We start from the raw sequence: 24,761 nt of genomic DNA, 5'->3' as shown, positions 1-24,761 counted from the left end.
CATGCAACCTGTATGCAAATAAACGGCATATATCAGCTAATGCGCCGTTTTAACCAACGTATGACACGTCCCATGATTGGTAAGTGTTCATACAGCATGGCGCCTGCATCGAAATAGTCGCGGTGCTTTGAAACCCGACCATCCTCTGCAAATGTTAGGGCACTGCATCCCGCGACACGGATCGGTTTTCCCTGGGCTAATCGGGGGTGAATGAACTCCATTGTCCAGGTTACAAATGCTTGATTAGCCACCTGTTGTTGCGTGTGATAAGTAAATTGGCAGCGTTCAACGTTTTCGTACATGGTGGCGAAATAGCGCTCTAGCGCCGATCGCCCTTCAATGTGATGTAGCGGATCATTGAAGATAACTTCCTCAGTATATACCTCGTATAGTTTTTCTGTACAGGTATTGTCTAGTTTATTAAAAAAGGCGCAGAAATTCGCCAAAGCTTGGTCGTTAGGCATCACGCAGTCCTGTGGTGGTTAAGAAAAATCAGCAAACGATGAAGCGAGGAGAAAGCAGTCGATCGATTTGCATCACCGCAGCGCAGGCGATGCAAAAGAGAGGAGTTATTTCGAGAGCGCTTTAAAGGCATCCAGGGCACGCTGGCGCGCTGCTTTATGGTCAACGATGGGGGCTGGGTAATCCGTTGGGTTCAGCATGTCCTGGGGCGGCGCATGGCGAGCTTTTTTAGGCAGTGGTTTTAACTCGGGCAGCCAATGGGTAATAAATTCACCCTCTGGATCAAAGCGCGTTGACTGGGTAGTGGGGTTAAAAATACGAAAATAGGGCGCTGCATCCGTCCCCGTTGATGCCGCCCACTGCCAACCGCCGTTATTGGCGCAAAACTCACCGTCGATTAAATGGCGCATGAAAAATGCCTCACCGCGCCGCCAGTCAATCAGCAAGTGCTTACTTAGAAACATCGCGGTGATCATGCGCAGGCGGTTGTGCATCCAGCCCGTAGTCACTAGCTGGCGCATGGCCGCATCGACAATCGGATAGCCGGTACGGCCCTCACACCACGCTTGAAAGCCTTTATCGTCGTCACGCCAGCGGAGCTGCTTGGTGTGCTCTTGAAAAGGTTGGTGACGGCAAACCTGGGGAAAGCCTACCGCAACGTGCTGATAAAATTCACGCCAAATAAGCTCATTTACCCAGCTGGTTAGCCCCGCATCTCCATCGGCCAAGTGGCCACCATTTTCGCTCATCACGGCTTGAAGGCATTGGCGATAGGAGATCATACCCAGCGCTAGATAGGGCGAAAGTTCGCTGGTGCCGCGAACGTTTGGAAAGTCTCGCTGCTGCTTATAGTGCCGTCCACGAAAGCGTAAAAAACGTTCGAGATTGTCACTAGCCGCCTCTTCTCCAGCAGGCCAGAGGCGTTTATCAACGGGGTCATTATCCAGCGATGGAAGCGCGGGCAGTGGGTCGCTATTGATCTCTAGCGGAGATTGCACGCCTGGGGTATCACGTAAGGCAAGCTGCTGTGCAGTCACCTGCTTGTGCCAAGCTTTCGAAAACGGTGTAAATACGCCGTAATAATCGCCTTTTCCGGTCAATAAACTGCCAGGGGCGAAGGCGACGGCGTCATGGTGACCCTGAGCGGTGATCCCTGCTTGTTTAAAAGCATCAAGCACCGATTGATCGCGATGTTGCTCGTTCAGCGCATACTCATAGTTAAAGTGGAGTTGAGTAATCTGGTGCTCGTGGGCGATATCAAGCAACACCTGAGCCGCTTCGTCATAGTGATCAATATCACGATGCAAAAGTGGAATATTAAGCCCGTTAAGCGACGCTTTGAGCGCCGCAACACTGCGTGCCCAGAAGTCGAGCTTAGTCGCCCCGTGGCCATGTGTTTGCCATTGAGCCACGCTGCGTAAGAAAACGGCCACCACGGGGCCGTTGGCAGCCGCAGCGGCAAGCGCGGAGTTATCGTGAATGCGTAAGTCGCTACGCAGCCAAACGAGCTGCAGATTCATGCGATATCCTTATCATCGGTAACGTTAACTAGCATCCGATACCTCAGAGAATTCCCGATTCGCGCAACAAGGGGCGAAGTCGTGAAATGGCTTGCGGCAGGTCGTCGCCTAACATCTGCACCGGACCGTCACGCAGCTCATTTTCTCTTAATCGCGCCACTTCCCCACACACCCCAATAGGAACATTTAACGCTTCTGCGGCCTGGGGAAGTGCGCGACCAATGTAGTCGTCGCTTTCTCGCTGGCCACTGGAAAGCAGTACCATCGATGAGTGCAATCGGGATACGGCTTGAGGAAGGTCCTCCAGCGCTAATGAGCGGTCAAACAGTTGTACGCGGTAGCCCTGTTCGCTGGCCATGAGCGCACACATTAAAACCCATAGCGGGCCGGGGTCATCAGGCATCGCACTTAGCAGGATTAACGGGCCGCGCGTTGCCTGATTGGCATAGTGCAGGCGAATGCCTACCTGGCTACGCAGAAAGGCTTCAAAGGTGCGGCGCACAAGGTCATCGGGCTGGCTGGCCCATTTGGCTTCAAGGGTAAGAATAACGGGCTGCCAGAGCTCATTAATCGCGACGCTTAAGGGATAGAGCGCCAGACTCTGGTGGTACAGCGCTTCCAGCTTGGGAAGGTCAACCGCTTCTATGGTGGACTGCAACAACTGTCGTTGGCTGGCCCAGTCGCCAGTATTCGGCGATGGTGTTTCTACCGTTTCAGGTTGATCAAGTAAATCAACCACTTGGCTAACCGGAACGCCGCGGTTTAGCCATTGTAAAATGCGTTCAATGCGAGTGATATCGTCTTGCGCGTATAGACGATGGCCCTTGGGGGTGCGTTGTGGGCGAATTAAACCGTAGCGACGCTCCCAGGCACGAAGAGTGACCGAGTTCACACCCGTCAAGCGGGAAACTTCCCTAATCGGATAAAGCGGGGTATCGGGTGGGTGGGTCGCCTTGATGCTCATGGGCGCCATTGCCTCTTGGTTGCCTGCAAATAAGCGTGCAGGGATCTGTCAATAATTGTCGTGGCGATGCTTCAGCGCCTGATCGGCGGTTTGGCCACATAATCGGGTCGTTATTAATCGTATAGATAGCTAAACGCTATTATAGCCACCTTTGTACAACTTGTGGCTTCTGGGTACAACCTTTCCTGCAGGTGTGGAAAAGTTAAGTTTAGTTTCTAATTTCAGACCGACCGGACTATTAGGGCCTGGCCCAGCTCATCACCTGATAACCAAGCATCCTCGACACGACTACCTTTAAAGCTATCGCCACAGAGTGCTAAGCCACTTGTACTGTATAAGTATGTCTGATGACCTGCCTGTGCTGGCTGAGCATAGCGCCAGCGGTGCGCGCCGAGTTCAATGACACTCGGTAGCTCTACATCATCGGGCAGCAGCGATACAAATGCTGCGAGTAATTGTTGGGCGACACTTTCACTGTCACTCTCAATATGTGCATCGCTCCAATCCAACTGAGCAAGCAAGCTAATACTTTCCGGCTGATGTTCACGGCCAGGCTTGGTGTGATTGCGTGACGCTAGACGAAGCACTGGATGCTGTGTGTGAACGGTGTGCCACGCTGATACTACCTTCGCCATGGGGGGTAATGGCTCCTCGAAAATAACCCAGCCTGCCCAGCATCCACGCTGAGGCTTGGCCTCACAGGCCGCCGCCAGTGTCGGTTCCCACCCTGCTAATAATGCCTTGGCCTGGGGCGGCGGGGCGCTGATAACCACCACGTCAAAAGGCCCGTGTATTGAGCCACGGCTATCGTGGAGCTGCCAGCCCGCAGCCGTCTTATCAAACCTTGTAATGTGGGTTTCAAGCGTCATGGAGGCATTAGGTAATGCGTTAAGTGTATCGGCTAGATGACGGGTGACGGCACTCATACGGGGCGCGCCGGTATAACGTAGCTTATCGTCATTGTGTGTTTGCCAGCCGGATGCACTAGCCTGATAACAAGCTGTGGGCCAACTGGCGACACAACCAGCGGCTTGCCACTCGGCTACTTTGTTGGCGAATCGTTGATTGCGCACGGTGAATGCTTGAGCACCTAGGTCCAGTGTCGCGGAGGGACGTCGTTTACTTGACATACGGCCGCCAGGGCCACGCGCTTTATCAAACAACGCCACCTTAACGCCCTGAGTGGCAAGTTGCTGCCCACAGGCAAGGCCAGACATACCTGCACCGATAATTGCCACTGAGTGAACGTCGGAAAGTGTTAAAGACTCAGGCAATGATTCAAGCATAGGGACTCGCAACGGCTAATGAAATGTGCAATGGTCAGTATGTAGCATTTGTGTATAGATATCGTACAATAAAATATTATGCAATGATCATTTAGCTGACGGCTATTCCCAGCTTTGCAGTTCAGCGTCGACGCGGGCATACGCTAGCCACCTTAACCAACCACAGGAGTGACACCATGCGGGTATTAATCACCGGAGGTAGCGGCTTTGTTGGTCAGCGGCTCTGCCAACAACTCCTCACCCAAGGGCATGATGTGCAGGTGGTTTCCCGATCCCCGCATCAGGTGCGTGGTAGGTTGCCAAAAGCCTGCGATATTCGTGATAGCGCTCAGGCATTTATGGACACCCCACCGGAAGTGTTGGTGAACCTTGCCGGTGAGTCGATTGCTGCAAAGCGCTGGAGTAACAGCCAAAAAGAGACACTAATTCGCTCTCGTATCGACAGTACGCAGCAACTGATTACGCTTTGTGAGCAGCTCAAAGCCAACGGGCAAGCGTTACCTAGCGTGATGATTAGCGGCTCTGCGATGGGCTATTACGGCGATCAAGGCGACAAGGTGGTGGATGAAACAACGCCGCCAAACGATGAGTTTGCTCATCAGCTTTGTGCGCAGTGGGAAGCAGCGGCAAAACCGATTGAGGCGATGGGCGTTCGCTTAGCGATACTGCGTATTGGTTTAGTGCTTGAGGCAGGGGGCGGTACGCTGCAGAAGATGCTGCCACCCTTTAAGCTCGGACTTGGGGGGCGTTTTGGGAGCGGCACACAGTTTATGCCCTGGATTCATCGTGACGATCTTGTGGCAGCGATTATGTTTTTGATGAACGAATCAACGCTTTCAGGCGCGTTTAATGGCAGTGCGCCGCACCCAGTGACGAATGCTGAGTTCACGAAAACGTTGGCTAAGCAGCTTCACCGGCCGGCGATTTTCCCCGTGCCCGCTTTTGTACTAAAAGCGGGCTTTGGAGAAATGTCGCAGCTGTTGCTGACCGGGGCCGATATGCGCCCTGCACGCCTTACCGAGGCTGGATTTACCTTTCAGTACCCGACCCTTGATAAGGCGTTAGCGGCGATTCTTTAGTCTTTCCACGTTAGGCGTTGGGGTCGACGGTGATTATCACTCGCACGGAATCAAGCCGTAAGCGAGTGTTTTCTATCGCGTCGCTGAGCGCTTGGCGCTCTTGCTTCAGCGCCTCAAGCTCTTCACTACGAACCGCTGGGTTGTGCTCTGCCAGGGCGGTCAAGCGGGCTAGTTCGGCATCTAACTGAGCTCGCATGCGTGTTTCAGCACTTTCTACGATGCTGGGCAGTTCACGTTCGGCTTCACCTTCCCCCTGAATGAGAAGCGCACGCAGCTGGTCATGGCGGCTCTTGATCAAATCTCGTGCCAGTGATTTGTTCACTTTCTGTAGATTCTTGCCAAGACCAGTGAAGGAGATCTTGCTGGTTAGGTTTGCGCCTGACTCATCAAGCAGGACGCGCACTGCCGTGGGCGGCAGGAAGCGGTTGATGTGCAGCGATTTAGGTGCAGGGCACTGGGTGCGGAACACCAGTTCAGCCATTAAACGGCCGCTGGGAATGGCGGGATGGCGTAATAGCGCCAACGCGGTGTTACCCATTGTGCCATCTAGAATGCGCTCCATCATTTCGCGCAGCAGCGGGTGTTCCCAAGAAAGTCGCTGAATATCGTCTCGTGCAAGTGCCAGCGAACGGCTGTAAGTAGCCGAGAAGCCCTCTTCACCTTTCACTAGCCCGGGGAGCCCATCCAGCATGTGTTGGCTAGGCTGTAAATAAAGCAAGCCATTGCCAATCTCTTGACTGTCTACGCCAAAAATATCCAGGGCGCGCTCTACAAAACGCGGCAACGCCGGGTCTTCATCCAACTCACGCACCGCATCAATTACCTGCTGAGCACGGGCAGGGCGGCAGGCGTTTAGTTCTAGCAGTCGGTTACGACCTGCGTCCCGCTCAGCCAGTTTGGCGGTGAACATTTCACGGGTTTCATCGATGATCTCATTGAGCATTTCATCATCGAGTAACGCATCGGCCAGAGCATCGCCAAACGCATCAAAGAGGTCGCTGCCAATGCCGTGAGGCGCGCTAAAAGCATCCATGCCTTCGTGGTACCAGCGCAGCAGGCGCTCGCCTGGGCTGCCAGTGAAGGTGGGGGCATGGAGTTCAATTGCGTGGCGCTGACCTATCCGGTCGAGGCGGCCGATACGCTGCTCCAACTGGTCGGGGTGCTGGGGCATATCAAACATCACCAAGTGGCGGCAGAACTGAAAGTTGCGGCCTTCTGAGCCAATTTCAGAGCACACCAGCACTTGGCAGCCGTCTTCTTCATCGGCAAATGCCGCTGCGGCCCGGTCACGCTCCACCAGCGATAGCCCTTCGTGGAACACCGGTGCGTGATAGCCGCCTAGTACGCGCAGCCCTTCGGCAAGTCCTTCAGCGGTTTCTCTGTGGTGAGCAATAATCAGCACTTTGTCATTGGCAAAGCCGCTATCGCTATCGTCGCTAAGTTTTTCCAGCAGCCAGTTTACCCGTGGGTCGATATGCCACCAGGATTCGGTGTTAAGCGGGTCGTTGCTGAGCTCACGGTACATCGTGTCTGGATAGATCAATACGTCCGGGTGATCCATGCCCGTTTCAATCAGCAACTCATCCAGGTAGTCATCATCGCGTTCCAAGCGACGAAGCACGCGCCGATAGGCCGATGGGAGTTCCAACTGAGCTAGGTGCAGGCGACGTTCTGGGAATCCTCCCACATGACGGCGGCTGTTGCGGAACATGACGCGCCCGGTACCGTGACGATCAAGCAGAGCATCGCGTAACTGAGCGCGAGCAGCATTCTGCTGTTCGGTACTGGCTTCAGGGTTGCATAACGTTGCTAGCAGCGCCTGACTGTCGCGGTCGTCCGCGACATTATCGACCCGTTCACGGGCCTCGACGGTATTGGGTAGCTCATCCAAGGCATCAATGGCTTGAGCGACAGCGATGTAATGATGCTCTTCGTCTTTAAAGCGTTCGATATCGTGGTAACGCTCGGCATCTAGCAAGCGCAGGCGAGCAAAATGGCTCTCCACCCCCATCTGCTCTGGCGTGGCCGTCAGCAGCAATAAGCCAGGAATATCAGCAGCAAGCTGCTCAACGCACTGATAGCCTGGACCGCTGCCATCAGGGCTCCAGTCGAGATGGTGGGCTTCATCGACGATCAGCAGGTCAAAGTGGCTCGCCAGGGCTTGTTCTTGACGGTGTGTGTTGGCGAACAGCCAACCTTGACTGGCCAGTACTATTTGAGCGCTTTCAAATGGGTTAGCGCTACCGTGGGCGAGACTTTGCTGCTCATCTAGCAAGCTGACCTTAAGTGAGAAACGGCGTAAAAGCTCTACTAGCCATTGGTGGGTAAGGCTGTCAGGCACCAAAATTAATGCGCGTTCTACTCGGCCAGCCAGGAGGAGGCGGTGCAGAACCAACCCAGCCTCGATCGTTTTACCCAGCCCAACTTCGTCCGCAAGCAAGACACGCGGCGCATGGCGGCCTGCCACTTCGTCAGCGATATAAAGCTGGTGGGGTATCAGATCGATACGCGGCCCAGCAAAGCCCAGGGCGCTGTGCTGCTCAATGCGCTGATAGTGGTGCAGCGTGCGAAAGCGCAGATCGAACCAATCATTGCGATCAACCTGGCCAGTCAGCAGCCGATCGCGCGCCTGATCAAACTGCATGGTATCGGCAAGCTTTGCCTCGGATAGCTCACGAGGATTGCCGTCGCTATCTTCGCCAATATAAGTGATTAAGCCGCTGGTCTCTTTGCTATCGTCTACGATCATCTGCCAGCCATCAGCAGAAATCACGCGGTCGCCACCGCCGAACATGACGCGAGTTAAGGGGGCTTGGCGAGTGTTGTACGTACGGGTTTCCTGGCTGGCACTGAACAAAATGGTAACGCTACGGGCGTCGCAGTTAAGCACGGTGCCGAGTCCAAGCTCAGCCTCGCCGTCGCTAATCCAACGCTGGCCGGGAGAAAAATCGCTCATGATGCCTCGAGGAAGTCTACAGAAACAGGTTGTACGCCACCGGGGCAGGTTTCCGGTGGCAACAGGGCGGGGGATTCTAACGCAAAGCGGCGGGGGGATTAAGGTCTATCGTGGTCAATCTTTTAACCAGCGTTCCAGCTGGGCTCGGGTTAACTCGCCAACGTGGACATCCAGCGTGTTGCCCTGGCGATCAAAAAGTACCGTGGTGGGTAGGCCTGGCGCTTGAAATTGCGCCATTAGCGTTTGGCTTGGGTCACGCAGCGCGTAGCGAAAATCCAGTCCCTGCTCGTCTAAATAGCGCACGACGGGCAGTAAGTCCTCGCCTTGGTTCGCGATTACCACACTGACATCGTCACGCTTGGCTGCCTCTTCAAGCAGCGGCATCTCCCGCAGGCAGGGGGGGCACCAGGTCGCCCATAGATTAACGATAATAAGGTCACCGCTTTCGGCCAGCGAAGGGAGATGCACTGCGTTGCCGTCCACATCGTCCAACGTCACCTCCGGCAACGTATCAATAGCAAATTCATTGCCTAAGGGGGCAAGCGTTACCAAGACCAGCCACAGGCTTGTTGTGCCAATCAACATGGCAAGGCCGCCGATAAGCGACAGCAGCCGCTTGCGTAGTGCCCAGGCTGTCCAAATTAACCCCGCGATTAGGCCGCCCAGCGCGTTGTAACCGGGCTGCCATAGCTTGAGCGCCTCGAGCGGTTCTGCGCTGTAGCTTTCCCAGTTGAGCACGACAAAAACAATTCGAGCCGCCAGTAGCCATACCACCAGTAGCCCGTTGAACCAGCGCCCATGCTGAGAAGACGTTAATCCCAACAGATAGCGGCTAGCCAATAACAGCAGTAGCGCGCAGCCGAGGGCATATAGCCTAGGGGTGGAGATCAGCAGTGGTCCAATGGCAATCGCATTCATGATTTTTCCGTTAAGCAGGTACACTGGTGAACCATACCACGCACGTTAAACATTACGGAGATGTCTATGCCACAACCCGCTTTCGACATACTGCGGGCGCTGGCCATTGGGTCGCAGGCGCTGGGTTTAATGCTGATTATTACGCTGGAAACCGTAATGGGCGATGCTGCGCGCCCCTGGCAAGGGGGTGTGCTGGCTGTCATGGTCGCGTCGGCGCTTACGATTGCGCTGGTGCGACTGTACCAAAATAAGCGTTACCAAAAACAGATGGCTGAGCGTCGCCAAAATGCGGATGAAGAGGAGGAGCGTTAGAAAGCGTTGCTTGTGTTTTTGGCGTTACGGTTCCAGATTAAGAGAAGTCCCGCGCTGGACAGTCGGGGCACTTAATATACTGGGAGCGACCAATAATATGATTAATAAGCGCACATTAGCCACCGCCGTTGCGGCCTCATCACTCGCTTTAGCGGGCATGGCCCAGGCGGAGGTCAAAGTTGGCTTCTTGGGCGGCTTTACCGGGGGAATTGAAAGCCTGACGCCACCCATTTTTGCAGGTGCTCAGCTTGCCGTTGCGCAGATAAATGAGCAGGGCGGTATCTTGGGTGGGCAAACATTGGAAATGCCTTCCGGGGATACCACCTGCTCGGATGCATCGGCTGCGTCTAACGCCGCAGATCGTATGGTGAACTCTGAGCAAGTCACCGCGATTGTCGGCGCTTTATGTACTGGGGCGACGGTTGCCGCTGCTAATAACGCCGCGGTTCCCGGTGGTGTGTTGATGGTCTCACCTGCGTCAACGGCCCCCGCTGTCTCTGAGTTAGACGACAACGACTTAGTTTTCCGTACCGTGCCATCGGATGCCTTCCAGGGCGAAATGCTTGCTAAGCTACTGCTTGATAAAGGTATCGACTTTGTCGCGGTGACCTACGTTAACAACGACTATGGCCGTGGCTTATCGGATGCCTTCAGTGGCGCCTTTGAAGCGGGCGGTGGCGAAATAGCCGAAAACCTCGCACATGAAGATAACCGTGCCGACTATCGCTCTGAGCTTGGCTCGCTGTCTTCGAGTGGCGCAGACACGCTGGTCGTGCTGGCCTATGCCGATACCTCCGGCCAGACGGTACTGCGCCAAGCCTACGAAAGCGGCATGTTCACCCAGTATGTGGGCGCCGATGGCATGGTGGGGGATAGCTTAATAGAAGCGATTGGCGCAGACGTGCTAGACGGCATGATCGCCACACGGCCTGGTAGCCCTGATCTCCCCGGCACGGACATCTTTAATGAAGCGGCTACCGCGGCAGACATTGATCCTAGTGCCGTGTTTGCTGCCCAAGCTTATGACGCGGCTTTCCTAGTAGCGTTGGCTATTGAGCAAAATGGCAGTGCCGAGCGTGAAGGGCTTTCTGAAGCGCTACGCAGTGTTTCCAGTGCGCCAGGCGAAGTGATACTGCCGGGTGAGTGGGAAAAAGCGCTTGAGCTGATCGCAGCGGGTACCGAGATCAACTACGAAGGCGCCTCTGGCTCTCATGAATTTGATGAAAACGGCGACGTGCCTGGGGTTGTTGTGGAAATGGTGGTAGAAGACGGCTCGTTCACCGGCAAGGGCTTGGTTGACCTCTAGTCAAAATGACGCTCTTTAAGCAATAACCGAAACGCCCCAGGCAAGCCCGGGGCGTTTTTTTAGCACTGTAAGTTTTTAACACAGTGAGTTTTTAGCACTGTGAGGACGTTAACCGAGGGTTTTAATTTTCTCTGGCAGCAGGCCTTTCGGAGCAAAGCGTAGCACCAAGGTAATCAACATACCGATTACTAGAACCCGCGCTTGCAGTGCCCGGCTATCCATATTGCTAGGCGCTTCCCAGCCGAAGGCGTTTTCCCCCAGTGTGACCGCTAGTTGCATTAAAAATAGCGCCAACGGCTCTGACATAATCCAAATGATATAAACTGCGACCGCCCCAAAAATGGTGCCAAGGTTATTACCTGGGCCACCTAAAATAACCATGACCAGCACCAGGAAGGTGTGGTTGAGAGGCAAGTAGCCTTGAGGATCAAACAGGCTGTTAAAGGTGCCCAGCATGCCGCCGCCAAGGCCCATCAAAATGCAGCCTAATACGAAAATCTCCAAGCGCCGCTTATTGATATCTTTACCCATGGCCGCTGACGAGACTTCGTTATCGCGAATCGCACGAATCATTCTTCCCCAGGGGGCGTGGTAAGCCCGATGGAGTAAAAAGAAAATCACTGCGATCACGACAGCTGTCACTGAGAGATAAATTGCTCGGGAAAGCGTAAAGCCGAGTTCCGCCGGGCCGGGGGTCGGCCAAGGAAGAGGTGATACCGTGGCCGTGCCACGCGTCAGCCAGTCGGAATTTTTCAAAAAAGCTTTGATGATTTCCGCGATACCCAGGGTGGCAATGGCGAGGTAGTCACTGCGTAGGCCAAGGCAAACGTGGCCAATAAAGTAACCAACGCCGCCAGCAAGCGCGCCACCTACAATCCAGCCCACCCAGGCCGGCAAGCCAAATCCGCCAATAAAGCCCGCTTGAGACTGTATTTGGCTGGTCACTTCGCGCAGCAGGCTGATGACAATCAAATAGAGTACGATTCCGATCACGATGGCGAGCACGGTGCGTAGCTTTTTCGGCACGCCGAATCGGTCAAGCTTTGTCACTCCGACGACGATCAAGGTTGCCGCAATGCCATACAGCAGAACTTGGCCGAGCTCTCCCGGCAGTTCAGTACCCCAGAATGCGTCATTCACCGGGACGCTAAATAGCATGGCGCAGAAACCGCCGAGCGCGACGAAGCCCATGACGCCAGCATTAAACTGCCCGGCATAGCCCCATTGAATCGTTAGGCCCAGGGCAAGAATAGCGTAACAAGCAGCCTCTACCAGCATACGCGTGCTGTAGGCCGCTCCCATTATCGCGTACACCGCTAGCACGGCAGCTAATAGAGCGCCAAACAGCACCAGTTCGCGCAACGGAAAGCGCCGTTCAGGAGTGGCATCTTTGGGCGTGTAAGCAGGATTACGGTTTTTTGTGGAATGGCTCATTAGATCACCTTGCCTTTAAACAGGCCGGTAGGGCGCCACACTAAGATGGCCACCAAAATAAAGAACGGCACCACAATTTTGTACTCAGTGCCTACAAAGGCGAGATTGGAAGGGAGCTCTAGCCAAGTAGGTAGGCTGTCGCGGAAAGGGCGCAGGAGAACATTCCAATTAAATACTGCCAGGGTTTCTGCAAAGCCGACGACAAATCCTCCTGCAATGGCCCCGTAGGGGTGGCCTACGCCGCCGACAATGGCCGCCGCGAAAATAGGCAGTAGCAGGAAGAAGCTTAGGTCGGGTTTAAACGTGACGTCTAATGACAGCAGGGTGCCCGCAATTGCCGCCAGTGCGCCAGCAATCACCCATGTGACGGCCACGATGGTGTTGGTATTAATACCAGATGCCTGGGCAAGCTCGGGGTTGTCTGACATGGCGCGCATGGCTTTGCCAAGTCGCGAGCGATTGAGGAATAGGTGTAGGGCGACCACGGCCACTAGCGTAATCACAAACAGATAAATCTGTGGTTCGGTAATCACGATGGGGGCCCGAACGCCCTCGAAAGGTAGCGCGATGCGGAAAATTTCCTTGCGGTCATCGACGTACAAGCTCTGACCACCGGTGCCTGAGAATAGCCGGATAAGCCCTTGGAGCATAAGTGTCACGCCCAGCGAGCCAATCACCATCACGATAGGCTTGACGCCATGGGCGCGTAGCGGCTTATAAAACGCTTTATCAATGCCTACTGCCAGTGCCGCAGTAAGCAGCATCGCTAGCGGCAGCATGACGAGCGCCGTCGGCACCCCGATACTGGCGCCCACCGCTGGGAAGGCGGTCGTCAGGAGCAGCACCATGAAGGCACCAAACGTCATGATGTCGGCATGGGCAAAATGGGCAAAGCGCATAATGCTAAAAATGAGCGTGACGCCAATGGCGCCAATGGCATAAATAGAGCCAGTGACGCTACCGGCAATCACCACGTTATTGATAAAAAAGACCAGTTCGTTCACGCGTTTCTCCCCCGGGCTAGCCGCCCAAAAAGCTTTTGGCGACGTCAGGGTCAGCCAGTAACGCAGCCCCGGTGTCTGTAAAGCGGTTTTGTCCCGCCGCCAGCACAAAGCCTTTATCGGCAATGGCTAAGGCCTGTTTAGCATTCTGTTCCACCATCAAAATGCCCACACCGGCAGCGTTGATTTTTTTAACCCGGTCAAAAATTTCATTCATGTAAAGGGGCGACAAGCCAGCGGTTGGCTCATCCAGCAGCAGCAGACTAGGTTCAGCCATTAGCGCACGGCCCATGGCGACCATTTGGCGCTGGCCACCGGAAAGCTCTCCTGCAGGCTGGTGGCGCTTCTCAACGAGAGGGGGGAAGAAGTCGTAAACTTGCTCCAGCATGCGCTTTACGTTTTGAGGTTTTAGATAGGCGCCCATTTCCAGGTTTTCCTTCACCGTCAGGCTGGGGAAAACGTTTTTCTCCTGGGGGACAAACCCCATACCACGCTCAACCAACTGATTCGGCGGCAGGTTATGGATCGGCTGCCCGTTAAGCAAAATCTCGCCTTGATTAACGTTCAGCAGCCCAAACACTGCTTTTAGCATAGTGGATTTGCCCGCCCCGTTAGGACCAACAATGACACCGACTTCATCGGCATACAGGGTCATATTGACCCCGTTAAGGATATTCATACTGCCATAGCCGCCGTGCACATCGCGTGCCTCGAGCAGTGGCTGTGGGGATGACGGTGTGGATGACATAAACGCGTCTCAGCTGGGCCGCACTGCGGTGAACAATGGCGACCATGTTGTTGTGGCTATTGTTTAGGTGACAAACTCAGCGCTATCAAGCGGCATCAGTACCGAAATAGGCTTCTATAACGGCCGGATTGTTTTGTATTTCTTCAATTGAACCCTCAACCATAACGCTGCCTTGTGCCAGTACAATCACTGGATCGCAGAGCCGCGAAATCATATCCATATCGTGCTCAATCACCAGAAAGGTATAGCCCATTTCGCGATTTAAACGTTCGATGTTGCCCATTAAGTCGCCGAGTAGCGTGCGGTTTACACCGGCGGCGATTTCGTCTAACAGCACGACTTTGGCATCGGTCATCATCGTGCGGCCAAGCTCTAGCAATTTTTTCTGACCACCCGATAAGTTGCCCGCAAGCTCGTTGCGTACATGATGCAAACCAACAAACTCAATGACTTCCAGTGCGCGGCGGCGTACCTCTGCCTCCTGGCTGCGGACCAGAGCAGGCTTGAACCAGGTGTTGAATAGACGTTCCCCTGCTTGGTTGGGTGGCACCATCATCAAGTTTTCCAGCGCGCTCATTTGGCTGAACTCATGGGCGATTTGGAAGGTGCGCAGTAACCCTTTGTGGAAACGTTGATCAGCGCTTAGCGACGTAATGTCTTCACCGTCCAGCAGAATGCGGCCACTATCTGGCGTAAGTGCGCCCGCAATTAAATTGAAAAGCGTCGACTTACCTGCCCCATTGGGGCCGATCATGCCGGTAATCGAACCCTTTTCAACCCGGATTGAGCAGTCATTGATAACGTGCAGCCCGCCGAAGGCTTTGTTGACGTGTTGTACCTCAATAAGGGGAGTCATCGTGTCCTCGCGTCGCAGGCGACCTTTGTCCACCCGCGTTATTAGAATTATATTAAGCAGACTTACGCAGCCGCTGGCTCAAGGCAAATACACCCACAATGAGCAGTGCGCCGAGGGTTGGGACAACGTAGCCTTCCACCTGTGGAATAGTACGTAAAAATACAAACGACACCGCAGCAGGGCCAACAAAGCGCACCAGGAAGCGCCACGTTTTAAACCAAGTGATGTTGGTGCCAAGCTCTTTCATGACTTCGTTTTGAGTCAGTGCCCAGCCCGCAAATAGAGCGATCATTAGCCCGCCCAGCGGCATAAAGATATTGGTCAACAGCTCAATGAATTCAAAAGCGCTGCGTCCAAATAGAGCGTGGAAAAGCGTCCCTTCGGCCCATATATTGAAGCTCACCACGGTCAGTAAGCCCATCGCCCAAGCCGCGACGACCATGATGGTGACTGCCTGAGGGCGCGTCATATCAAAACGCTCAACCAGGAAGGCAGCGACCGGCTCTATCAATGAAATAGACGAGCTAATCGCGGCCCCTAGCACCAGAATAAAAAAGACCCCGCCCACCAGAGCACCAAACGGCATGTCAGCAAATGCTAGCGGCAGAGTGACAAACATCAGTCCCGGGCCTTGGCCGGTTTCGAGCCCCGCACCAAAGACCAGCGAGAAAATTGCTAGCCCTGCCACCATGGCAACTGCAGTATCTACAAATGCCACGGCGATAGCGGTACGGGTTAGAGAGGCTTCGCTGGAAATATAAGCGCCGTAGGCCATGATGGCCCCCATTCCAAGGCTCAGGGTGAAGAAGGATTGCCCCATCGCTTGTAACCAGCCTTCTAAGCTGAGATCGGCAATATTGAACGTAAACAGAAAGCTGGCTGCCGCTCTCACGTCGCCATTGATGACGCCGTAGATAAGTACCACGATGAGAATAACAAACAGCGCTGGCATCATGATGCGCAGCCCTGACTCTATCCCTTTATGAATCCCCATGCCGACAATTAATGCCGAGAAGGCGATAAACAGCGTGTGATAAAGCGTCATCAGACCCGGAGACGCCAGCAACGCATCAAAGCCAGCACTAATCGTTGCTGCATCGGCACCCACGAGTGAGCCGGTTAGCATTAGCCACGTGTAGTGCAGTGCCCAGCCAGCGATGACGGAATAAAAGCTCAAAATTAAAAAAGCGGAAGCAGCGCCCAACCAGCCAATCGATTCCCAGGCACGGGAGGTCTTGTGTGTTTTAGTTAAATGGCGCATCCCCATAATAGGGCTTTGACGACTGGTACGGCCAAGCATTGTTTCGGCAATTAAAATGGGGATGCCGACAGCAAAGATGGTCAGTGCATAAATTAAAATAAACGCGCCGCCACCATTTTCCCCGGTGAGATAGGGGAAGCGCCAGAGATTGCCCAAGCCGACGGCTGAACCGACCGCTGCCAGCAAAAACGTGCCTTTGTGAGTCCAGACGTTATGACCGCTCATGTGGAGGAGTGTCCGTGTGGTAGTGGAAGGATGAGGGTAACTATCCAAACACTTGTATGAATTGTAGATTGCCAGCGGCCTAGGGACGCACTGATAGTAGCGTTACTGTGCGATAGAACGCCTACGCTTACCAGCCTGCTAGCGTTAAGGCTGCGTTTACGAAGCCACTTGGCGCAGGGGGCGGGGCGTGTGGGGTAATACGGAGACGGGAAATGAGCGAGGGGTGATCGTTAACTGAAGCCAAAAAGAAGCCCGCACATGGCGGGCTTTGGGGTACTGACTATCGAGCATTGACTGGCGAGAGCTTACTTCTTGCCAGCACGCTTACGCTCGTTTTCTGTCAGGTGCTTCTTGCGTAGACGAATATGGCTGGGAGTAACTTCAACCAGTTCATCGGAATCCAAGAACTCGATAGCCTGTTCAAGAGTAAACTTGATCGGCGGCGTCAACACGATGTTTTCATCGTTACCCGTTGAGCGCATGTTATCGAGTTTCTTACCTTTGGTCGGGTTAACGACCATGTCATTGGCACGATTATTAATACCAATCAGCATACCTTCGTATACTTCAGTGGCGTGATCGATAATCAGCTTGCCGCGCTCTTGCAGGGCGTAGAGTGCATAAGCAAGGGCTTTGCCGCCAACCATTGAGACCAGTACGCCATTGCGACGCTCGATGGAAGCATCGGGCTTTAGCGGGCCGTAGTGATCAAAGCGGCTGGTCAGGATGCCGGTGCCGGAGGTCAAGGTTAAGAATTGACCACGGAAACCAATCAAACCGCGCGCCGGGATGATGAAGTCGAGACGCACACGACCCTTACCATCGGGGTTCATATTGGTCATTTCACCCTTGCGGTAGCCAAGCTCTTCCATGATCGAGCCTTGATGCTGCTCTTCACAGTCGATGATGACTTCTTCGTAGGGCTCTTGCTTAACGCCGTCGATCTCTTTAATGATGACTTCTGGACGGCCAACCGCCAGCTCGAAGCCTTCGCGACGCATGGTTTCAATCAACACTGATAAGTGAAGCTCACCACGGCCAGAAACTTTGAACTTCTCAGGGGTTTCGCCCTGTTCAACGCGTAGCGCCACGTTGTGGATAAGCTCTTGTTCCAGACGATCTTTAATATTACGGCTGGTGACGAACTTGCCTTCTTTTCCGGCGAACGGTGAGTCATTGACCTGGAACGTCATCGAAACGGTCGGCTCGTCAACAGACAACGGCGGCAGCGCTTCAATGGCACTCGGGTCACACAGCGTGTCAGAAATTGATAGATCTTCAATGCCAGTAACGCAGACGATATCGCCTGCTGTCGCTTCCGTTGTCTGGACGCGCTCAAGACCCATATGAGTCATGACCTGGCCGATCTTACCCTTACGGGTAGAGCCATCAACGCTGATGATCGAAATTTGCTGGTTAGGCTTCACCGAGCCACGCTTGATGCGGCCAAGGCCGATAACGCCGACGTAGCTGTTGTAATCCAGTGCGGAGATTTGCATCTGGAATGGACCATCGATCTCAACCGCGGGCGGCTCAACGATATCGACAATCGCCTGGAACATGGGATCCATGTTGTCGGACAGCTCTTCAGGGTCCATGCCGGCAATGCCGTTTAGCGCCGAGCAGTAGATGATCGGGAAGTCGAGCTGGTCATCAGAAGCCCCTAGGTTGTCAAACAGATCAAAGATCTGGTCGATAACCCAGTCCGGGCGTGCGCCGGGGCGGTCAATTTTATTGACGACGACGATCGGTTTTAGGCCCTGGGCAAATGCTTTCTGGGTAACGAAGCGAGTCTGCGGCATAGGGCCGTCAACGGCGTCTACCAGAAGCAGTACCGAGTCCACCATGGACATAACCCGCTCGACTTCGCCACCAAAGTCGGCGTGTCCAGGGGTGTCCACGATGTTGATGTGGTAATCCTTACCATTGCCATCTTGCCACTGAATAGCAGTGTTTTTGGCCAGGATGGTAATACCGCGCTCTTTTTCCTGGTCATTGGAGTCCATGATGCGCTCTTGGCCTTCGGCCTTGCGGTCGAGCGTTCCGGACTGACTTAACAGCTTGTCTACCAAGGTGGTTTTACCGTGGTCTACGTGGGCGATGATGGCAATGTTGCGAAGATTCTCGATCACGACGCGATCCTGCTAGAAAAATAGGGCGGCATTATAGGGTCTGGGCACGGTCCACTACCAGTGCTGTCTTAAATAAAGGTGCAAGTCAATAACCTAAACATGGCAGTTTTCGCTCCAGCGGTGCTTCCGTTAAGATAGGTGTTTTCCCAGTTGGGGCAAGCACATGACCATCGGTAACCTGATGCGTTTGTTGAGCGATGGCGAGGTTCATTCCGGTGAACAATTAGGTGAAGCGCTGGGCGTTTCCCGAGCCGCCGTATGGAAACAACTAAAAAAATTAGACGCATTGGGCGTTGAATTGGTGGCTGTGAAAGGTCGAGGGTATCGACTTGCCTATCCGCTAGAGCCGCTTGATGGGGCAAAAATTGTAGAGCGTTTGCCCGCTAGTGCTCGCCACCTCTTAACCAGGCTATTCATTGAAGACCAGCTGCCATCGAGCAATGAATATGTGCGCGAACGCTTTGCGCAGGGAGCCGGGCACGGCGAAGTATGCTTTGCTGAGCTGCAAACCGCAGGTCGTGGCCGTCGCGGGCGCGTATGGTCTACGCCTTGGGGGCAAAGCTTGATGCTCTCGCTTGGCTGGCGTTTTGAATCAGGGGTTAACGCGCTGGAGGGGTTGAGTCTTGCGGTTGGCGTGGTGGTTGCTCAAGTGCTGGAGCAGTATGGGGTTTCACCAAAATTAAAATGGCCTAACGATATACTGCTGGCAGAGAAAGGTAGTGAGCTTGGCAAGCTGGCCGGTATTTTGATTGAAGTCACTGGGGATGCAGCGGGCCCCTGTGAAGTGGTCATTGGCATTGGTATAAATCTATCGCTACCCGATAGCTTGCGTGCCGCTATTGATCAGCCTGTGGCAGCGCTGTTTGATGCAAAAGCGGGTATTTCTCGCAATCAGTTAGCCGCGGATATGGTGTCTGAGCTATTGGATATGCTGGCAGGTTTCGAAAGCGAAGGGTTTGCCCCTTGGAGAGATGAATGGAATAGTCGCCATGCCTATGCAGGGTTGCCGATCCGTATTATTCAGGGTGAGCGCTCAAGCGATGCAGTGGCTAGAGAGGTAGATGAGAGTGGTAATCTTTGGGTTACCGAAAATGATCACTCGCGACGCCTGTCGGGCGGTGAGATCAGTGTACGCAGGCGCCTATGATTTTGGATTTGGATATCGGCAATACGCTATCGAAATGGCGTTTAAAAGATGCCGAAAGTAGTGAAATACGTTCACGAGGTGCTGTGTGGACACGGGAGGAGTGGCGGCCTGGGTCAGATATTCCGAATCTTGATGTCGTCGAGGCGGTGCGCATTTCCAGTGTCGCTAGAGCTGCCGTGCTGGAGGAGACCGTTGCCTTGCTGCGTCGCCAAGTGCGCCAAGTGTATGTTGCACGCTCAACTCCTGAAGCACTGGGTGTTGTCAACGGGTATGAAGAGCCTGGGCGACTGGGCGTCGATCGTTGGATGGGGGCGCTGGCAGGCTACCAATTGGCGGGCGGTTGCTGTGCAGTCGATTGTGGTAGTGCGATCACCATTGATTTTGTATTGCCGGGTGGTGTCCATCTCGGCGGATTTATCGTCCCCGGGTTACGATTAATGAAAGAGAGCCTTAAATTAGGCACCCGCAACGTAGCCATTGATCCAGAAAGTGAAGCTGATGCGTTATTGGAGCCGGGGAGGCGTACGGTAGATGCTGTCAATCACGGTATCTATATGGCGGCGGTCAGTGCGATTAATAGAATTTACAGTGAAGTCTGCGATCAACAGGGGATTGCATTGCCAGTGCTATTGACGGGTGGTGATGCCAGAGTGGTTTCCCGTGGTGTTCAAGTGCCCCATGCGGTATGGCCGGATATGGTCTACGGGGGGCTGGAAGCCTGCTTTCCGCTGACCTTTGCGGAGCGTGCTGGAAAAATGTCAGGCGCACCAGGGGTGCCTGAGCCTGTTTCGTTAGAAAAAATTCGCGCAGGTCTTGCATTCTCAATGCTGCTTTGACAGAATGCAGCGCGTTCCAAGGCATAAGCCACTTTAAATATTAGTGCGCAAGTGTTGGTAAGTTCACAAGCTTTGATAAATAAAGAGTTTGTAAGCTTGACATGGCTTTGGAGGCTGGCATAATGTGCCGCCACAGCTGGAGAGGTTCCCGAGTGGCCAAAGGGAGCAGACTGTAAATCTGCCGCGAAAGCTTCGAAGGTTCGAATCCTTCCCTCTCCACCAGTTTTATCGAGCAGTGACTGAGTCATTGCTTGGGAATGAAAGGCCGGTAAGCGGGCTTAGCTACTGTATCTCGTGCAACGGGTTGTCATTCCATAGGCAAGTTCGGCGGGCGTAGTTCAATGGTAGAACCTCAGCCTTCCAAGCTGATGGTGCGGGTTCGATTCCCGCCGCCCGCTCCAGTTTGATGTATTTAGCTCATGTAGCTCAGGGGTAGAGCACACCCTTGGTAAGGGTGAGGTCGACGGTTCAATTCCGTCCATGAGCTCCATATTGCATAAAAGCGAGCCAAGCTCGCTTTTTTTGTTTTCACTTGTCAGTTTGATAAGTGTTGAGGGTTGTCAGGCGGAAAGTTATCCGCTATTATGGCGCCCGCTGTTGCGTAGGCATTTGTTTGCGCACATGACGATACAGGCCAGTAGCTCAATTGGCAGAGCAGCGGTCTCCAAAACCGCAGGTTGGGGGTTCGATTCCCTCCTGGCCTGCCAGCCTTCCCCAGGTTGGTATGTCTTTTTCTAGAATTCCTTTGTCGCTCGCTGCACCCTTGGGAGTCTCGTTTTTATGAAGCCTAGTTCCGTAAAACATGGCGAAGAGGTGCAACAGTCGCGCCATGACGGGCTCAAGTGGGCGGCGGTTGTGGCGCTGCTTGTTGTTGCAGTTGTTGGTAATACCTATTTCGCTGATATTGGCCTGCTCTACCGCGTATTAGGTGTGGTGGTGTTGTGTGTGATTGCGGGTTTGATCGCGCTGGCCACTGCTAAAGGTCGCGATTTAGTAGAGCTTGCCGTCAGCGCCAAGAAAGAGATACAGCGCGTTGTATGGCCGACTCGCCCCGAAACCATTCAGACCACAGCCATTGTGCTGGCGGCTGTTGTGGTGGTGGGTTTGATGCTGTGGTTGATTGATACTCTTCTTGGCTGGGCGATGTCCGGCGTCATTGGTTAGGAGCTTTCATGTCCAAACGTTGGTATGTCGTCCACGCTTATTCCGGCTTTGAAAAGCATGTCATGCGTTCGCTTATCGAGCGCGTGAAAATGTATGGCATGGAAGATCGCTTTGGCGAAATTCTCGTGCCGACGGAAGAAGTCGTTGAAGTGCGTGACGGAAAGCGCCGTAAGAGTGAGCGCAAATTCTATCCAGGCTACGTGCTGGTCGAGATGGAAATGGCCGATGAAACCTGGCATCTCGTCAATGAAACTCCGCGTGTAATGGGGTTTATTGGTGGCACGAAAGAGAAGCCTGCACCTATTACTTCGCGTGAAGCCGATGCTATTTTGCGTCGCGTGAAAGACGGTACTGATAAGCCGCGGCCCAAAACCATGTTTGAGCCGGGTCAGTCGGTCCGCGTTATTGATGGTCCGTTTGCTGACTTTAACGGTGTCGTTGAAGAAGTGAACTATGATAAGAGCCGTTTGCAGGTCAGCGTGCTGATCTTCGGGCGCGCAACGCCTGTGGAGCTTGAGTTCTCTCAGGTAGAGAAAGAGTAAATTTAATTAAGTAGCGGGGTGGTGTGCATTGCACGCCATCCTTGCATTATGTGAAGCAGCTAAGCGCTGCTTTATGTGTACCGGGGAGCCGTAAGGCGCTATCACCCAACTGGAGTATTTAGCATGGCCAAGAAAGTACAGGCTTATATCAAACTGCAGGTTGCTGCAGGTAAAGCCAATCCTAGTCCGCCCGTCGGCCCCGCGCTGGGTCAGCACGGCGTGAACATCATGGAATTCTGTAAGGCGTTCAACGCGGCTACTCAAGAAATTGAGCCAGGTCTGCCGACGCCTGTCGTGATCACCGTTTACTCTGACCGTAGCTTCACGTTCGTCACCAAGACGCCGCCTGCTGCCGTACTGCTGAAAAAAGCAGCGGGCATCAAGTCTGGTTCTGGTGAGCCGAACAAGAAGAAGGTTGGTACCGTTACGCGTGAACAGCTCGAAGAGATCGCTAAGACCAAAGAGCCCGATATGACGGCTTCTGATCTCGATGCCGCGGTGCGCACCATCGCTGGCAGTGCTCGTAGCATGGGCCTAAACGTGGAGGGTCTCTGATCATGGCTAAACTAACTAAGCGCGCGAAAGTTATTCGCGAGAAAGTAGACCCGAACAAAGCTTACTCTCTTGAAGAAGCGGTTGCGCTGCTCGCTGAGCTGTCCACCGTTAAATTCAAAGAGTCCTTGGATGTGGCGATCAACCTTGGTGTTGATCCGCGTAAATCTGACCAAGTTGTACGTGGCGCTACTGTCATGCCTAACGGTACTGGCAAAGACGTACGCGTAGCGGTCTTCACCCAGGGTGCTAACGCCGATGCTGCTAAAGAAGCAGGCGCTGACATCGTAGGTATGGAAGATTTGGCTGAGCAAGTCAAAAAAGGCGTGATGGATTTTGACGTCGTGATTGCCTCTCCAGATGCTATGCGTGTTGTCGGTCAGCTGGGTCAGATTCTTGGTCCGCGCGGCCTGATGCCTAACCCGAAAGTTGGTACCGTTACACCTGACGTTGCCACTGCGGTTAAAAATGCTAAGGCAGGCCAGGTGCGTTTCCGTACCGACAAAAATGGCATTATCCACACAACGTTGGGTAAAGCTGATTTTGAAGCATCTGCTGTTCTGGGTAACCTGGAAGCGCTGGTTGCTGACCTTAAGAGGCTCAAGCCGAGCTCTTCTAAAGGTATCTACTTTAAGAAAGTCACCCTGTCCACTACCATGGGCCCGGGCTTGACTATCGACCATTCTGCGTTGGTATAAGCAGGTAGTCGTACGATTTTTGTAAGAACCGAGCAAGAACTTTGCGGTCCCCTGTTAATGCGTAAGCCAGGCAGGGCATCGTCAAAGACCGCAGGTGCCGCATCTTTTAGAGGTGCGGCTTAATCGCCCTTAAAGCGCCTGCGCAGATGGTGTGGCCGCCAGTTGGTTGAGGTTTTTAGCCAAACCGCTTTCTGGTGAGCACCATCCCCCAAGGCTTCCAGCGTTATTTATTTATCGTCTGGAAGAGATGGTAACCACCGGAGCCTGTTGTGGGTTCCGGCACGAAGGAGTGATCACTGTGCCACTAGCACTTGAAGGCAAGAAAGCGATTGTTGCCGAGGTCAGTGAAGCGGCCAAGGGCGCACTCTCCGTCGTAGTTGCCGATTCTCGCGGCGTTACAGTCGGTAAAATGACCGACCTGCGTAAGCAAGCGCGTGAGAATGGCGTCCAGCTGCGTGTTGTTCGCAACACTCTGGCACGCCGCGCCCTCGAAGGTACTCAGTGGGAGTGCCTGAACGAGAGCTTTGTTGGTCCTACTCTGCTGGCTTTCTCTACTGAGCACCCGGGCGCTGCCGCTCGTTTGTTCAAAGAGTTCGCGAAGCAAGATCAGAACTTCGAAGTGAAGGCGCTGGCCTACGAAGGTGAGCTGATTCCGGCTGCTGACATCGATCGTCTGGCAACCCTACCGACTTACGACGAAGCAATTGCCAAGTTGATGTCGGTAATGAAAGAAGCCTCCGCTGGCAAGCTGGTTCGTACTCTGGCCGCTCTGCGCGACCAGAAGCAAGAAGAAGCTGCATAAGCAGGCCTTTTTGCAAGCAGTCTGCGCTGCATAAGCAGGGCGCTGCTTGAACCATGCAATGAATCCTGAGCACTCGGTAGACCGAGGCTCCCGCAAAGTTAGGAATGAGACAATGGCACTGACCAAAGACGATATCATCAATGCTGTAGCCGACATGTCCGTAATGGAAGTTGTCGAGCTGATCGAAGCAATGGAAGAGAAATTCGGCGTTTCTGCTGCAGCAGCCGTAATGGCTGGTCCGGCTGGCGGCGGCGAAGCAGCTGCTGAAGAACAGACTGAATTTGATCTGGTACTGACCTCTGCTGGTGACAAGAAAGTTAACGTCATCAAAGCAGTTCGTGAAATCACTGGTCTTGGCCTGAAAGAAGCCAAAGGTGCAGTTGATGGCGCGCCGGCTACCATCAAAGAAGCAATGTCTAAAGAAGACGCTGAAGCAGCTAAAACCAAGCTGGAAGAAGCGGGCGCAAGCGTCGAGCTCAAGTAATTCTTGTGCTGACGGCTTTACGCGCTGCGTAAGCTTCCACGGCTGGCGGCGGGCTTATCCCGCTGCCGGCCTTTTT

The 24,761-nt window shown here is 53.9% G+C and carries 23 protein-coding genes and 4 tRNA genes; 15 read left to right on the top strand and 12 right to left on the bottom strand.

What is annotated here, in order from left to right; all coding sequences use genetic code 11:
• Window positions 1–32 precede the first annotated feature (32 nt).
• From CEK60_RS17200 to CEK60_RS17185, 4 genes are all read right to left on the bottom strand, one after another.
• On the bottom strand, window positions 33–464 hold the full coding sequence (locus CEK60_RS17200; protein WP_089040030.1) for a nuclear transport factor 2 family protein: 432 nt from the start codon (window positions 462–464) through the stop codon (window positions 33–35).
• Between the two features lie 105 nt (window positions 465–569).
• Window positions 570–1,982 (bottom strand): deoxyribodipyrimidine photo-lyase, encoded by a 1,413-nt coding sequence (phrB, locus tag CEK60_RS17195; protein ID WP_089040029.1) that lies wholly within the window; start codon window positions 1,980–1,982, stop codon window positions 570–572.
• 43 nt (window positions 1,983–2,025) lie between these two features.
• Complete coding sequence (locus CEK60_RS17190; RefSeq protein ID WP_198361381.1) at window positions 2,026–2,946, bottom strand: MerR family transcriptional regulator; 921 nt, start codon at window positions 2,944–2,946, stop codon at window positions 2,026–2,028.
• Between the two features lie 221 nt (window positions 2,947–3,167).
• Window positions 3,168–4,232 (bottom strand): NAD(P)/FAD-dependent oxidoreductase, encoded by a 1,065-nt coding sequence (locus CEK60_RS17185; protein WP_089040027.1) that lies wholly within the window; start codon window positions 4,230–4,232, stop codon window positions 3,168–3,170.
• A gap of 176 nt (window positions 4,233–4,408) precedes the next feature.
• Here CEK60_RS17185 and CEK60_RS17180 point away from each other — a divergent pair, with 176 nt between their 5' ends.
• Window positions 4,409–5,311 carry a TIGR01777 family oxidoreductase gene (locus CEK60_RS17180; protein ID WP_089040026.1) on the top strand — a complete coding sequence of 301 codons (903 nt, stop codon included), beginning with the start codon at window positions 4,409–4,411 and terminating at the stop codon, window positions 5,309–5,311.
• Window positions 5,312–5,321: 10 nt separating this feature from the next.
• Here CEK60_RS17180 and rapA read toward each other — a convergent pair whose 3' ends face one another.
• Together rapA and CEK60_RS17170 are read right to left on the bottom strand one after the other, a co-directional pair.
• Window positions 5,322–8,267, bottom strand: a complete 2,946-nt coding sequence (gene rapA / locus CEK60_RS17175; RefSeq protein ID WP_089040025.1) for an RNA polymerase-associated protein RapA — start codon at window positions 8,265–8,267, stop codon at window positions 5,322–5,324.
• Between the two features lie 114 nt (window positions 8,268–8,381).
• Window positions 8,382–9,185, bottom strand: a complete 804-nt coding sequence (locus CEK60_RS17170; RefSeq protein WP_089040024.1) for a TlpA disulfide reductase family protein — start codon at window positions 9,183–9,185, stop codon at window positions 8,382–8,384.
• Between the two features lie 66 nt (window positions 9,186–9,251).
• Here CEK60_RS17170 and CEK60_RS17165 point away from each other — a divergent pair, with 66 nt between their 5' ends.
• Window positions 9,252–9,497, top strand: coding sequence for a hypothetical protein (locus tag CEK60_RS17165; RefSeq protein WP_089040023.1), 246 nt, complete (start codon window positions 9,252–9,254; stop codon window positions 9,495–9,497).
• A 97-nt stretch (window positions 9,498–9,594) separates the two neighbouring features.
• On the top strand, window positions 9,595–10,803 hold the full coding sequence (locus CEK60_RS17160; RefSeq protein ID WP_089040022.1) for an ABC transporter substrate-binding protein: 1,209 nt from the start codon (window positions 9,595–9,597) through the stop codon (window positions 10,801–10,803).
• A gap of 108 nt (window positions 10,804–10,911) precedes the next feature.
• On the opposite strand, the gene CEK60_RS17155 is transcribed toward CEK60_RS17160, so the two are convergent.
• From CEK60_RS17155 to typA, 6 genes are all read right to left on the bottom strand, one after another.
• Window positions 10,912–12,237: a branched-chain amino acid ABC transporter permease gene (locus CEK60_RS17155; protein WP_089040021.1), complete on the bottom strand. Its 1,326-nt coding sequence runs from the start codon at window positions 12,235–12,237 to the stop codon at window positions 10,912–10,914.
• Window positions 12,237–13,241: a branched-chain amino acid ABC transporter permease gene (locus CEK60_RS17150; protein WP_089040020.1), complete on the bottom strand. Its 1,005-nt coding sequence runs from the start codon at window positions 13,239–13,241 to the stop codon at window positions 12,237–12,239. The genes CEK60_RS17155 and CEK60_RS17150 overlap by 1 nt, the downstream gene beginning before the upstream one ends.
• 16 nt (window positions 13,242–13,257) lie before the next feature.
• Window positions 13,258–13,986: an ABC transporter ATP-binding protein gene (locus CEK60_RS17145; RefSeq protein ID WP_030074224.1), complete on the bottom strand. Its 729-nt coding sequence runs from the start codon at window positions 13,984–13,986 to the stop codon at window positions 13,258–13,260.
• A gap of 85 nt (window positions 13,987–14,071) precedes the next feature.
• Window positions 14,072–14,842 (bottom strand): ABC transporter ATP-binding protein, encoded by a 771-nt coding sequence (locus tag CEK60_RS17140; protein WP_083000439.1) that lies wholly within the window; start codon window positions 14,840–14,842, stop codon window positions 14,072–14,074.
• 52 nt (window positions 14,843–14,894) lie between these two features.
• A complete protein-coding gene (locus tag CEK60_RS17135; protein WP_089040019.1) occupies window positions 14,895–16,328 on the bottom strand; it encodes a sodium-dependent transporter in 1,434 nt (477 codons plus the stop codon).
• Window positions 16,329–16,633: 305 nt separating this feature from the next.
• Window positions 16,634–18,460 (bottom strand): translational GTPase TypA, encoded by a 1,827-nt coding sequence (gene typA / locus CEK60_RS17130; protein WP_089040018.1) that lies wholly within the window; start codon window positions 18,458–18,460, stop codon window positions 16,634–16,636.
• A gap of 163 nt (window positions 18,461–18,623) precedes the next feature.
• On the opposite strand from typA, the gene CEK60_RS17125 reads away from it, so the two are divergent.
• The 12 genes from CEK60_RS17125 to rplL all read left to right on the top strand — a co-directional run bounded on the left by CEK60_RS17125 (window position 18,624) and on the right by rplL (window position 24,685).
• Complete coding sequence (locus CEK60_RS17125; protein ID WP_089040017.1) at window positions 18,624–19,607, top strand: biotin--[acetyl-CoA-carboxylase] ligase; 984 nt, start codon at window positions 18,624–18,626, stop codon at window positions 19,605–19,607.
• Entirely contained in the window at window positions 19,604–20,443 is an 840-nt protein-coding gene (locus CEK60_RS17120; RefSeq protein ID WP_089040016.1) for a type III pantothenate kinase, read from the top strand. The genes CEK60_RS17125 and CEK60_RS17120 overlap by 4 nt, the downstream gene beginning before the upstream one ends.
• 138 nt (window positions 20,444–20,581) lie before the next feature.
• A tRNA-Tyr gene (locus tag CEK60_RS17115) sits at window positions 20,582–20,665 on the top strand.
• Between the two features lie 105 nt (window positions 20,666–20,770).
• Window positions 20,771–20,844 (top strand) — tRNA-Gly (locus tag CEK60_RS17110).
• Window positions 20,845–20,858: 14 nt separating this feature from the next.
• Window positions 20,859–20,933 (top strand) — tRNA-Thr (locus CEK60_RS17105).
• Window positions 20,934–21,074: 141 nt separating this feature from the next.
• A tRNA-Trp gene (locus CEK60_RS17100) sits at window positions 21,075–21,150 on the top strand.
• 73 nt (window positions 21,151–21,223) lie between these two features.
• Entirely contained in the window at window positions 21,224–21,607 is a 384-nt protein-coding gene (gene secE, locus CEK60_RS17095) for a preprotein translocase subunit SecE (RefSeq protein WP_089040015.1), read from the top strand.
• A gap of 8 nt (window positions 21,608–21,615) precedes the next feature.
• Window positions 21,616–22,149, top strand: coding sequence for a transcription termination/antitermination protein NusG (gene nusG, locus CEK60_RS17090; protein ID WP_089040014.1), 534 nt, complete (start codon window positions 21,616–21,618; stop codon window positions 22,147–22,149).
• 123 nt (window positions 22,150–22,272) lie between these two features.
• A complete protein-coding gene (gene rplK, locus CEK60_RS17085) occupies window positions 22,273–22,704 on the top strand; it encodes a 50S ribosomal protein L11 (protein WP_009098963.1) in 432 nt (143 codons plus the stop codon).
• 2 nt (window positions 22,705–22,706) lie between these two features.
• Window positions 22,707–23,399 carry a 50S ribosomal protein L1 gene (gene rplA, locus CEK60_RS17080; protein WP_030074217.1) on the top strand — a complete coding sequence of 231 codons (693 nt, stop codon included), beginning with the start codon at window positions 22,707–22,709 and terminating at the stop codon, window positions 23,397–23,399.
• Window positions 23,400–23,697: 298 nt separating this feature from the next.
• Window positions 23,698–24,201 (top strand): 50S ribosomal protein L10, encoded by a 504-nt coding sequence (gene rplJ, locus CEK60_RS17075; protein WP_009723910.1) that lies wholly within the window; start codon window positions 23,698–23,700, stop codon window positions 24,199–24,201.
• Between the two features lie 112 nt (window positions 24,202–24,313).
• Window positions 24,314–24,685 carry a 50S ribosomal protein L7/L12 gene (rplL, locus tag CEK60_RS17070; RefSeq protein WP_038480362.1) on the top strand — a complete coding sequence of 124 codons (372 nt, stop codon included), beginning with the start codon at window positions 24,314–24,316 and terminating at the stop codon, window positions 24,683–24,685.
• Window positions 24,686–24,761 lie beyond the last annotated feature (76 nt).

It is taken from the genome of Halomonas sp. N3-2A (assembly GCF_002216165.1).
Classification (GTDB): Bacteria; Pseudomonadota; Gammaproteobacteria; order Pseudomonadales; family Halomonadaceae; genus Vreelandella.
The sequence above is the reverse complement of the archived record's forward strand: the minus strand, read 5'-3'. Positions and strand labels throughout refer to the sequence as shown.